The 13,175-nt window shown below is 45.3% G+C and carries 9 protein-coding genes; all 9 read left to right on the forward strand.

What is annotated here, in order from left to right; all coding sequences use genetic code 11:
- The coding region (infB, locus tag CCU_RS11850) for a translation initiation factor IF-2 (protein ID WP_208896212.1) at positions 1-2,314 on the forward strand (2,314 nt) is incomplete at its 5' end.
- 8 nt (positions 2,315-2,322) lie between these two features.
- Positions 2,323-2,736, forward strand: coding sequence for a 30S ribosome-binding factor RbfA (rbfA, locus tag CCU_RS11855; protein ID WP_015534838.1), 414 nt, complete (start codon positions 2,323-2,325; stop codon positions 2,734-2,736).
- Positions 2,737-2,769: 33 nt separating this feature from the next.
- Positions 2,770-3,717 carry a DHH family phosphoesterase gene (locus CCU_RS11860; RefSeq protein ID WP_015534839.1) on the forward strand — a complete coding sequence of 316 codons (948 nt, stop codon included), beginning with the start codon at positions 2,770-2,772 and terminating at the stop codon, positions 3,715-3,717.
- Between the two features lie 84 nt (positions 3,718-3,801).
- Positions 3,802-4,704, forward strand: a complete 903-nt coding sequence (truB, locus tag CCU_RS11865; protein WP_015534840.1) for a tRNA pseudouridine(55) synthase TruB — start codon at positions 3,802-3,804, stop codon at positions 4,702-4,704.
- Between the two features lie 12 nt (positions 4,705-4,716).
- Complete coding sequence (locus CCU_RS11870; protein ID WP_015534841.1) at positions 4,717-5,688, forward strand: bifunctional riboflavin kinase/FAD synthetase; 972 nt, start codon at positions 4,717-4,719, stop codon at positions 5,686-5,688.
- Positions 5,689-5,822: 134 nt separating this feature from the next.
- Positions 5,823-11,171, forward strand: coding sequence for a glycoside hydrolase family 9 protein (locus tag CCU_RS11875; RefSeq protein WP_015534842.1), 5,349 nt, complete (start codon positions 5,823-5,825; stop codon positions 11,169-11,171).
- 173 nt (positions 11,172-11,344) lie between these two features.
- A complete protein-coding gene (locus tag CCU_RS11880) occupies positions 11,345-11,806 on the forward strand; it encodes a MarR family winged helix-turn-helix transcriptional regulator (protein ID WP_015534843.1) in 462 nt (153 codons plus the stop codon).
- Entirely contained in the window at positions 11,803-12,498 is a 696-nt protein-coding gene (locus tag CCU_RS11885) for a YczE/YyaS/YitT family protein (RefSeq protein ID WP_015534844.1), read from the forward strand. The genes CCU_RS11880 and CCU_RS11885 overlap by 4 nt, the downstream gene beginning before the upstream one ends.
- Positions 12,499-12,799: 301 nt before the next feature.
- On the forward strand, positions 12,800-13,175 hold a 376-nt coding region (locus tag CCU_RS11890), incomplete at its 3' end, for a type I restriction-modification system subunit M N-terminal domain-containing protein (RefSeq protein WP_208896213.1).

Consider the following 13,175-nt stretch of genomic DNA (forward strand, 5'->3'; position numbering starts at 1 on the left):
CGGTCAGGGCGACAGACCAAGGTTTAACAGAGATGGCGACAGAAACCAGGGTGACAGACCAAGATTTAACAGAGACGGCCAGAATGACAGACCAAGGTTTAACAGAGATGGTGATAGAAACCAGGGTGACAGACCAAGATTTAACAGGGACGGCCAGGGTGACAGACCAAGGTTTAACAGAGACGGAGACAGAAACCAGGGTGGCGGACGCTTCGGCAATGGCGATAGAAACCAGGGCGGAAGAGGCTTTAACAGAGATGGTGGCAACCGTTTCAGCAACCGTATCAATATGCCATTTGGCAAGGATGACGAGGATGACAGCCCAGCTCAGAAGAGAGCACCATTCAAGAGAGACCGCAAGGACTTCGATGCGAAGGAGATGCCGGGTAAGGATTTAAAGAGCCAGAACAGAGATAACTACAACAGAGATAAGAACAAGCCACGTAAGGGCAACAGAAGATCACCTGAGGAGGTCGAGGCTGATATCAGCAGACTTGCGAAGAATGTGAAGAACAAGCCACAGAAGAAGCAGCAGGCACCACAGGAGGATCCGGATGCAATCAGAACCATCACACTTCCTGAGGTTGTAACACTCAAGGAGCTGGCTGATGCGGTAAAGACTCCTGTAACAGCACTTATCAAGAAGCTGTTCCTCGCAGGTAAGATGGTCAATGTGAACTCAGAGCTTCCATTTGACGAGGCTTCAGAGATCGCACTTGAGTACAACTGCATAGCTGAGGAAGAGGAGAAAGTTGATGTGATCGAGGAGCTCCTTAAGGAGGATGAAGAGGACGAGAAGGATATGGTTTCAAGACCTCCTGTAGTCTGCGTTATGGGTCATGTTGATCATGGTAAGACATCACTTCTTGATGCCATCAGACAGACAAAGGTAACATCAGGTGAGGCTGGTGGAATCACACAGGCCATCGGTGCATCAGTTGTCGATGTAAATGGCCAGACTATAACATTCCTTGATACTCCTGGACATGAGGCGTTCACAGCAATGCGTATGCGTGGTGCACAGAGTACAGATATCGCTATCCTTGTTGTAGCTGCCGATGATGGAGTAATGCCACAGACTATCGAGGCTATCAACCATGCAAAGGCTGCTGGGATTGAGATCATAGTAGCGATCAACAAGATCGATAAGGAAAGTGCAAATATAGAGAGAGTTAAGCAGGAGCTTACAGAGTATGAGCTTATCCCAGAGGATTGGGGTGGTTCAACAATATTCTGTCCTGTATCTGCACATACTAAGGAAGGTATTGACAATCTCCTTGAGATGATCCTCCTCACAGCGGATGTGCTTGAACTTAAGGCAAATCCTAACAGAAAGGCAAGAGGTATCGTCATCGAGGCTGAGCTTGACAAGGGACGTGGACCTGTTGCAACAATGCTTGTACAGAAGGGAACACTCCATGTTGGAGATTACATCGCTGTCGGAGCGTCACATGGTAAGGTACGTGCCATGACCAACTCAAGAGGTGAGAGAGTTACAGAGGCTCTTCCATCAACACCTGTACAGATCCAGGGTCTCAACACAGTTCCTGATGCAGGCGAGATATTCATGGCAGTTGACAATGAGAAGGAAGCAAGAACCATATCAGAGACATATATCTCGCAGGGTAAGGAGAAGCTTCTTGCAGATACAAAGCAGAGAATGTCACTTGACGATCTGTACAGCCAGATCCAGGCCGGCAACCTCAAGGAGCTCAAGATCATCATCAAGGCAGATGTACAGGGTTCAGTTGAGGCCGTTAAGCAGAGTCTCTTAAAACTCTCAAATGACGAGGTCGTTATCAAGTGCATACATGCAGGTGTAGGTGCTATCAACGAGTCAGATATAATTCTTGCATCAGCATCAAATGCCATCGTAATCGGTTTCAATATCAGACCGGATGCGAGAGCAAAGGATATGGCTGACAGCGAGGGGGTAGATGTTCGTCTGTACAGAGTCATTTACAATGCAATAGAGGATATTGATTCAGCAATGAAGGGTATGCTTGATCCTATATATGAGGAGAAGGTCATCGGACACGCAGAGATCAGACAGACATACAAGGCTTCTGGTATCGGTGTCATTGCCGGTTCATATGTTCTCGACGGAACAATCAACAGAAACTGCAGCGTAAGGATTACCAGAGAGGGCAATCTTATATTTGAAGGAAAGCTTGCTTCACTCAAGAGATTCAAGGATGATGTCAAGGAAGTTAAGTCCGGCTTTGAGTGTGGTATGGTATTCGAGAACTTCCAGGACGTTGCAGAGGAAGATCAGATAGAGGCATACGAGATGGTAGAGGTGCCTAGAAAGTAGTAATAGATATGAGAAAAAACAGTGTAAAGAATAACAGGATCAACGGTGAGGTCCAGAGAGAACTCAGCAGGATCATCAGCCGTGAGATCAAGGATCCAAGAATATCACCTATGACTTCGGTCGTTGATGTGGTTGTCACACCTGATCTCAAGTTCTGTAAGGCATATATCAGTGTCCTGGGTGACCAGGATGCTGTTGATTCCACATTTGCAGGGTTGAACAGCGCAATGGGATATATCAGAAGAGAGCTTGCTCATTCTGTAAATCTGCGCAATACACCGGAGATAACATTTATCATGGACCAGTCCATAGAGTATGGTGTCAGTATGTCCCACAAGATAGATGAGGCTCTCGGAAAGCATGGCGATGCTGACGAGAGTACAGATGAAAACTCAGAGAGTGAAGATGAGTTTGAAGAGTAGGATATAATATGAGAATTTAAAAGGAGGTATATCATGAACGATCTTATAAGGGAGATAGAGAACGCAGACAGCATAGCCATAACAGGACATATCAATCCTGATGGTGACTGTATAGGTTCAACACTTGGAATGTATAACTATATTACAAGCAATTACCCTGACAAGAGGGTTCAGGTATATCTTCAGGAATTCCCGGATGTATTCATGTTCCTGAATGGTGCATCTACTGTAAAGCATGAGGCAGATGACGAGACCTATGATCTGTTTATGTCGCTTGACTGCGGAGATATGGACAGATTCACACCATTTGTCAGATATTATGAGACTGCGAAGAGAACTCTTTGCATAGACCACCATGTGTCTAACAAAGGCTTTGGTGATGTGTGCTATGTGGAAAGTGATGCATGCTCCGCTGCGGAGGCTATATTCAAGCTCCTGGATGAGAAAAAGATCAACCAGCAGTGCGCAGAGTGTCTGTATACCGGTATAGTCCACGACACAGGAGTGTTTAAGCACAGCAATACCACCAGAGAGTCCATGACCATAGCGGGAATCCTGATAGAGAAGGGAGCGAGACCAAGCTTTGTCATAGATGAGACATTTTACAAGAAGACGCTCACACAGAATAAGCTTCTGGGCTATGCGCTTCTCAACATGAAGCAGTTTGCAGATGGAAAGATAACCCATACACTTCTGACAAAGGAGGACTTTGACAGATTTGGTGCCAGCAAGATGGATACGGATGGAATCGTGGATCAGCTCAGACTGACATCAGGTACTGAGGTTGCTTTCTTCATGTATCAGGCTGGTGAGGATAATTACAAGATATCCCTCAGGGCAAATGATATCGTGAACGTGAGTGAGATCGCGTGCAGCCACGGCGGTGGCGGCCATGTGAAGGCTGCGGGATGCAATATGTCAGGTGATCCGGAAAAGATAGTTGCGGAGATAGTTGCGGATATAGAGAAACAGCTTGGCTGATAAATTGCAGAAAAGATGTGATCTGGAACAGGTACTGATACAGCGGACTGATGTAAAAGACTTTGGATTGGATTTGAAATAGTTATGATAGATGGATTTATCAATATATATAAGGAGCAGGGGTTCACGTCATTTGATGTGGTGGCAAAGCTCCGTGGTATATTAAAACAGAAAAAGATAGGTCATACCGGAACTCTCGATCCCATGGCGGAGGGAGTTCTTCTTGTGTGTCTGGGAAGTGCTACGAAGATGTGCGACCTGCTCACTGAGAAGAACAAGACATACACATGCACCATGCTTCTCGGAAAGACCAGCGACACCGAAGATGTGACAGGAGTCATGACAGACGTGACAGATGTATATCCTGATGAGAAGACAGTCAGGGCTGCGGTGATGAGTTTTGTAGGCGATTACATGCAGATCCCGCCTATGTATTCAGCCATCAAGGTAAATGGTAAGAAGCTCTATGAGCTGGCGAGGGCCGGACAGGTTATAGAGAGAGAGCCGAGACTGGTCACGATACATGGTATCACCATACAGTCGGTAGGACTTCCGAGGGTGACATTCGATGTGAGCTGTTCCAAGGGAACATATATCAGAAGCCTGTGCAGGGATATAGGAGAGAAGCTTGGCTGCGGTGCGGTGATGGAGAAGCTTGTCAGAACCGAGGTGAAGGGCTTTACTATAGAAGAAAGTCTGACGCTTGATGAGGTGGAGAAGGCAAGGGATGACGGGACACTCATGCAGCATATATTAACAACGGATAAGCTCATGCCGGATATACCGGAGCTTCATATAGCTGAGAAGGGTGTTAAGCTTCTGGCAAATGGAAATAAGCTCAGTGCGGATGCATTTGCCGAGAATAAGATACACAGGGATACCTATGTCAAGGTGTTCGATGAGAATGGAAGATTTGCGGCACTGTATGAATACAGCGATGAGAAGAGGCAGTATGTGCCATTTAAGATGTTTCCGGTGAGTAATTAAGGACAGACAGTTATGATTCATATAAAGGACACGAAGAAGGTAAAACTGAATAGCACAGAGCGCACGGCGGTTGCCCTGGGCAAGTTTGATGGTATCCATCAGGGACACATGCTGTTGATAGAGCAGGTGTTGAAGCTTCAGAGACAGGGATATATGGGCGTTGTGTTCACATTTGACATGAGGGAGAATCATGTGTTTGATGTGAGCAATATGAAGACCATATACACATCTGACGAGAAGGCACAGGTGGTATCGGATACCGGAGTTGACGTCCTGGTTGAATATCCGTTTGACGATGCATTTGCGGCTACAGAGCCGAAGGCGTTCATCAGAGATGTTCTGGTGGACATGATGCGGGCCGGATATGTCGTGGTTGGAAGCGATTACAGATTCGGCAGAGACAGAAAGGGCGATGTGGATACCCTCAGAAGCTATGCGGACGAGTATGGATATAAGGTCATAGTCATAGACAAGCTGGAACAGGATGACGAGGTGGTCAGCTCAACTGTCATCAGGAAGAATATTTCTGAGGGAGATGTGAGGTCGGTCATTCCGATGCTCGGCAGACCGTACAGTATGACAGGTGAAGTGGTGTCCGGTAAACAGCTTGGAAGGACAATAGGAATACCGACTGCGAATATGCTGCCGGAGGAGCGCAAGCTGTACCCGCCGGCTGGTGTGTATGCTTCAAGGATCAGGATAATCCGGGGGAAGCATACGGGACATGAGGATCCTTTCAGAGTCTATATGGGAATCACCAACATAGGAGACAATCCTACAGTCAACGACAAGGGAAATATCACCATAGAGACGAATATCTTCGGCTTTGACAGGAACATATATGGACAGGTCATCAAGGTGGAGCTTATCGAGCAGATCCGAGGTGAGAAGAAATTTGGAAGCCTAGATGAGCTCAAGGCCCAGATGGCAAATGACATAGAAACTTCAAAAAGAATACTTGCTAATAAAGTATTGGTAAAATAGCACAGAAAACATTGGTAATTATGCGCATAAATAATGACGGATTATTGGGTCGCATGAAGATGTTTTCTGTGCTATATTTTTAATAATAGGGTATTTTTTAGGAGGAAAAAGGAAGTACAAGGAGGAAAAGTAAAATGAGAAAGAAAGCAGCGAGCAGGATCTTGGCATATGTTCTCACCTTATGCATGATCATCGGCAGTATAACCTGGCCGGAGATCACAGCTAAGGCGGAGAGCATCACAAAGGATCTGAAACCGGACACCGGCTGGAAGACGGTGACTGCGGCAACAGATGAGTGGAGTGATTATGGAAAGGCGGAGATCAGATTTTCGCCTTCATCAGATCTGGCATCCATGAAGGCTATTGCGGATGCGGGATACAAGACGCTCAAGATCACATATGCGGTTGACACATTTACCGCTGCAAGTGGACAGAATGCGGGAGTTATGCCATTTGCATCATATGGATCTTCATGGTCGAATAATGACAAGTGGATAGATCTGTCCAAGAGTGGTCAGTTTGAGACCGTACTTGATCTGTCATCTATCAGCACAACCAGCACGGAGAAGGTGGCATTTGGAATACAGGTTGCCAATCTTCAGGAGAACAGCACGATCAAGTTCAGAATCGTGTCAGCGGTTCTCTCAGGAACAAAGAGCACCTCTGGTGGCTCATCAGGGGAGTCAGGCGGTTCAGGCGACAGCGGATCAGGCAGTGCGGACCTTGATTCAATTGGAAACACAAGTTCAAGCGTAACCGCAAGTCTTGCTGATGGAGATGGAACAGCCAAGGGAGACGGCTACTACGAGACAGAGATAACGATAAATAACAAGAGCAATTCATACGTAGCAGACTGGATAGCGGTGGCTGATGTGAGTGGCTCGGTAACTGCAGTTAAGGATTACAGCAGCTGGTCAGCCCTCAAGGGTGTATTCAGTGATGGAAAGCTGTACATATATCCAAACACATCCAAGAAGTCAGGTGCAGTAAATGCAGGTTCGAGCGTGAGCTATTCAAAGCTTGGCTACACAGGTACGGCAAACGGTGTGTCTATAACAGGTGTCAAGGTGTACTACAGCTCACAGTCAGGTGCATTTGACTCATTTATCGGTTCACTTTCATCATCATCTGGCGGAGCCGGGGACAATACAGGTGAGATCAATACGGATGTTGAGTACAACTATGCGAAGCTTCTTCAGGAGTCACTGTATCTTTATGATGCGAATATGTGCGGAAGTGATGTATCTGCAAAGAGTGAGTTTTCTTGGAGATCAAACTGCCATACTGAGGATGCAAAAACAACATATAATGGAAAGACTGTGGATGTCAGCGGTGGATACCATGATGCGGGAGATCATGCCAAGTTTGGTCTGCCACAGGCATATTCGGCTACAGTTCTAGGACTTGCGCACATGGAGTTTGCCGAGGCATTTGCGGATACTGCTACAGAGGCACACTATAAGAGGATCATGGACAGATTCGTTGCTTATTTCGAGAGATGCACAGTCCTTGGAAGTGATGGCTCGGTTCAGGCTTTCTGTTATCAGGTCGGTGATGGAAATGTCGATCATGGATACTGGGGAGCTCCGGAAAAGCAGTCATCAAGAAGTGGACAGGCAACATTCACATCTGATTCGGATACGTGTACAGATATCGTTTCAGAGACAGCGGCGGCACTTGCGGCATATTATATAAATTACAAGGATAAGAAAGCGCTTTCCTATGCGGAGAAGCTTTTCACATATGCGGATACTAAGGCTAAGAAGAACAGCTCGGGTCCGGCATCAAGTTTCTATAGCTCAGATTCATGGGAAGATGACTATGCCCTTGCGGCGGCTCTTCTGTACAAGGCTACAGGTAAATCGGCATATGCAACAAAATACAATAATGTATATGGTGGCAGAACAAATCCTAACTGGGCTCTTTGCTGGAATAATGTGGCTCAGGCGGCTCTGCTCTACAGCCCTAACTCATCCAAGAAGAGCGTGTTCGTGGAGAACCAGTCAGGACTTATAGCAAGCAAGACACAGTCAGGAGATAACAACTTCTGTCTGATAGACAGCTGGGGATCGGCAAGATATAACACCGCTCATCAGATGACAGGTCTCATGTATGACACGATATATGGAAAGACTGATTATTCATCATGGGCAAATGGTCAGATGAAGTACATACTTGGCAACAATGCTGGTTCAAAGTGTTTCGTTGTAGGTTACAACAAGTATTCATCAAAGTACCCTCATCACAGAGCCTCAAGCGGATATCAGGGTTCTGTAACTGGAAATGCATATACAAAGCAGGCACATGTACTAGTCGGTGCTTTGGTTGGCGGACCGGCGGGTTCGAGTACAACCTATGTAGATAGCTCAGAAGATTATAACCAGAACGAGGTTGCACTGGACTATAATGCAGGCCTTGTGGGTGCAGCAGCAGGACTTTATCTGTATGTGAAGAACAGCGGAACAGATGAGGAGAAGGCAGTACAGAAGGTAGTTCCAAAGAGTGAAGTGTCATCAGAGCTCAGGACAATAAGCGGAGAGTCAGGTGGAGGCATGACAACAGAGGTCGACACGAAGGATCCTTCAACTGGCTCAACCGGCTCAACCGGATCGACTGGCTCAACTGGCTCAACTGGATCAACAACGGGTTCAACGTCTGAGAAAGACACAGAGACTCCGTCAGAGCCCCCAGCCGTAAAGGTTACAGGAATCTCATTTGACAAGACATACATAACACTTAATGTGGGCGACAGTGATGAGATCAAGGCAACGATAACACCTGCTGATGCAAAAGATACATCCCTTGTGTGGTCAAGTTCAGACAAGGCTAAGGTATCCGTACAGAATGGCAAGATAACAGCCCTCGCAGCCGGAACGGCGACTATCACAGCTACGGCTAAGGATGGCTCGGAAATAAAATCGGATTGTGTTGTCAAGGTACTCACTCCTGGAAAGCTGTCATGTAGCAGTGATGCCAAGGCATGGACAGACCTCGTATATGGCTATACAAATGCGAATCATGCAGCTATTGAGCTGTCAAACTCCGGGGAGACAACCCTTACAGATGTAAAGGCCGAGCTTAAGGATGGAACGGCATTCCAGATCGTTTCATCACCAGCAGGGCAGATTTCTGCAGGGAATAAAACAACAGTGTCTGTGAAACCGGTAAACGGTCTTGGCGCCGGAATCTACAGTGATACACTGGTTATATCAACAGCAAATGGCTCAGCGAACGTAACACTTAAGGCGACGGTGGCAAAGGGAGAAAATACCGCCGTTGTCACTCTGACAAAAACTTCAGTAACATCTGATTCGGTGACCGTCAGCGGTCAGGTGTCAGGAGCAGCAGGCGAGATTGAGTATGCAATATCAGGCGATAAGAATATGGTTGAATCAAAGCTTGTATGGCAGAAGGATGCTCAGTTTACCGGGCTTAAGGAATTTACTACATATTATGTGTATAGCCGAGTAAAAGAAACTGCAAATGTCAAGGCTGGTCAGATCAGCCAGGCACTTGGGGTGACTACACTTTTATCAGATCCTTTCGTAATTGATATCGGAAGACTGAATGACAGCAGATATGTTGGAGCGCTCGTTGACAGTGAAGGAAATCCGACTGTAAAGGTATCACAGTCTGGTGGAATCATATCAGTTTCATTTACCGAGAATAAGGATTACACGATCACAGGCAATGGCGAGGATGTAATTGTCGATACCGTAAATGCAAGTGGAATAACCGTGGACAATGCTACTGTAAAGAAGATCACGGTTCGTCCGGGCAATTCTGGAACATTTGTAATACAGGTAAGCGGAGAAAATAAGATTGTTGATGGTATAACATGTGTAAGCGATAACAGTAACGCAGCGGATGTAAAGGTTTCTGGAAAGGATACATCTTCCAAGATATCAACGGCGACACCGGGTGCGGCTGCGATCAAGGCAGATGGAAATATCGAGATAGACAATATACAGATAAAGTCCGACGGCAAGGGAATTGAATCTGCAGGAACGGTGAAGATAGCTGGAGGAAGCAACAGCATAGATTCCGTATCTTCTGCAATATCGGCATCGGATGTGGAGATCACCGGAGGCTCTGTTGATGCAAAGTCATCAGGACTTGGCGATGGGGAGTCGGTAATCTCAGCAGACAATTCTATCAAACTGGTTGGTGGAAGTGTTACGGCGGATGCATCCGGATCAACCGGTGGAAATTCATTTGGCGTAAAGTCAGATGATGGAACGATCATTGTTGATGGCGATGTGTCAATAGGTGGAGATCCAATTTATTCCAAGGATCCGGTAGACAGCAAGGGCGACAGTGTAACCATGGTAAAGGTTGTGTTCACAGATGAGAATGGCAACCAGTTGTATGCGTCATCTGTAAACAAGGGATCAACTCTTGATCTGTCGAAAATAAATATCACCATGTCTGATGGTACTGATTACAAGACATCGAGGGCTGGATATGCGCTGGCATGGCAGGATGAAGCCGGAACAAGCTATAATGCTGATTCTGCATACGGCGCTGTATCAGAGGATATAACATTTAAGGCTGTATGGACATGGATAGTTGTGGATATAAGCGTTGATGCAAATATTACATTTGCGGCAACTGGAAATGCTTCGTACAAGACTACATATACAGGCGCAGCGATAAGACCGGCCGTAAAGGTTGTATCACGTGGAAGAACACTTGATGCGGGAACTGACTATATAGTTTCATATAGCAGCAATACCAATGCCGGTACAGCAAAGGTAGTTGTCAAAGGTCAGGGCAGATATAAGGGCTCAAAGACTTTTACATTTGCAATAAACAAGCAGGCGATAAGTAAAGCCTCTGTGACAATCACAAAGTCGGCTGTATATACAGGCAAGGCTATAACACCAGCGGTGAAGGTGACTAGCGGTAAGCGGACACTCACAGCGGGCAAGGATTACAGAGTTGCATATTCGTCAAATAAAGACTTTGGCAAGGCAAAAGTTGTGATAATGGGAATCGGTAATTACAGTGGAACACAGACAAAGTATTTTGACATAACTGCGGCTGTGGGTAAGATCTATGCAAATGGAAATTACAAGTACAAGATCACAAATGCATCCCTGAATGGCAAGGGAACGGTAACTCTCGTATCTGTTGTTAAGAAGACCAAGACAGTTGTGGTTCCTGACACTATAAAGCTTGGTGGCAAGACATTTAAGGTCACAGCGATAGGAAAAGCGGCGTTCAAGAAGAATGTAAAGGTTACAAAGGTGACCTTGGGCAAAAACGTCAAGACTATAGGTGCCAAGGCGTTCTATGGATGTAAGAAGCTCAGGACAGTAGTGATAAAGAATACACAGATGACAGGAAAAACAGTTGGATCTGGTGCATTTACAGGGACATACGCCAAGATGACCGTCAAGGTTCCGTCGAAGAAGCTTAAGAGTTATAAGACAATCCTTCTGAAAAGAGGAGTGTCAAAGAAAGCAGTCATAAAGAAATAAAGGCTCAATAAAATAAAGAATAATTTGAGATCCGGGGTGGTTCATATGATCCCGGATCTTTTTTGTGCGTATGGAGGTGACCGAAGTTCGATTTGACATGGGTAAAAATATGTGTATAATATCGTTAGCATTCTAATAATTAGAATTATAACTATCTGGAGAGGAGAATCCATATGGACGAACATACAAAATCCATACATTATCTGCTGATGGCGGATCATTTCATGGTGCAGAAGGCATTGCTGAGTCAGATAAAGGATACAGAGCTCACCATGGGACAGCCCAAGGTGCTGGACTATCTGAAGGATCATGATGGGGCGTGCCAGAAGGATATCGCGGCGGGATGTCATATAGAGCCGGCATCGATAACCGCTGTGTTGAGTGGCATGGAGAATAAAGGTTATATACAGAGAAGTACAAAGTCAGGGGACAGAAGATCCCTGTACGTGTATTTGACAGATAAGGGCAGAGAGTATGTGGAGATGCTCAATAAGAAGTTTGATTTAGTTGAATCTTTGGCACTGAGGGGATTTACAGCGGAAGAGACGGAAGAATTGCAGTCACTTCTTGTAAGGGTGTACGACAATATGAAGGGCAGCGAAAAAGATAACAGAAAAGAGGACCGTAAGAGATGAAGAACATGAAGGTAAGAATTCCAATGTATTTCGTTGGACTGTTTATTATGACTATAGGAATAGCACTTTCAGTCAAATCCAATCTGGGAGTGTCACCGGTGAGCTCTATACCATATACGATGACATGTGTATGGGGAATCGAGATGGGAAAGGCAACGATCATATTCCATGCGGCATTGGTGCTTATACAGATCATTATACTTCGAAAGAATTTCAAACCGATAAATCTCCTTCAGATAGTGGTTGGAGTAGTATTTGGATACTTCACGACATTCTGCAATTATCTTGCCACATTTCTGCCATCAACAGATAACATAGTTGTCAGGGTTGTTTTGATGCTTGTGAGTACCATATTCATAGCAGGCGGAATATTCTTTTATCTGCCGGCGAATCTTATCCCACTTGCCGGGGAGGGTGTTATGCAGGCTGTCTCAGAGGGCACACACATTGAATTTTCAAAGGTAAAGATCGGATTTGACTGTTCTATGGTGGCTGTGTCGGTCGTAACATGTCTGATCTGCATACATAGTCTTGGAAGCGTGGGCGCCGGTACTGTTATTGCCGCATTCCTTGTTGGATTCAATCTTGGCAAGTTGAATAAGGCATTTGGCGGAAAACGAGATAAACTTCTTGGAAAGCACACATACACTGAGGAGGAAGTGCTCAGGGAGAGAATGGAGCAATTGCATTAGGACTTTTGGATAAAATTGTATCGTATAAACTATTTTATAATGGTAATCAAAATTACCAATTAGAACTGCAATCTGCCTGCACTGTATTTGAAGTCGTCGAAATCATCGGGTATCCGTGAGAGTTCGTCTATGTGTGCCTGACTGTCATATGGCTCATTTGCATTTATATGATGTTCCATATCTGTTATTTTCCCTTCATAAATGGCTAGCCTGGGGAGTTTTATTTGTTTGCTTTTGATATTCCGTGGTGTATAATTTATAGCATGATAAATAAAAATTTGCGCATAGGAGGAGAGGGAAGATGGCTGATAAGAATACTGCTGAAATAGGCTTTGAAAAACAGATTTGGGATGCGGCATGTGTACTTCGTGGAAATCTGGATGCATCAGAGTATAAAAGTGTTGTGCTTGGTCTGATTTTCTTGAAATACATATCGGATAGATTCGATGAGAAATATAATGAACTTGTGGAAGAAGGAGACGGATTTGAGGAAGATGTAGATGAATATACATCAGAAGGTATCTTCTTTGTACCTGCAGGAGCACGTTGGAATGATATAGCAGCAAATGCGCATACTCCGGAGATAGGAACAATAATAGATAATGCAATGCGAGCTATAGAGAAAGAAAATAAGAGACTTAAGGATATTCTTCCTAAGAATTTTGCCAGACCAGAGC

It is taken from the genome of Coprococcus sp. ART55/1 (genome assembly GCF_000210595.1).
Classification (GTDB): Bacteria; Bacillota; Clostridia; order Lachnospirales; family Lachnospiraceae; genus Coprococcus; species Coprococcus aceti.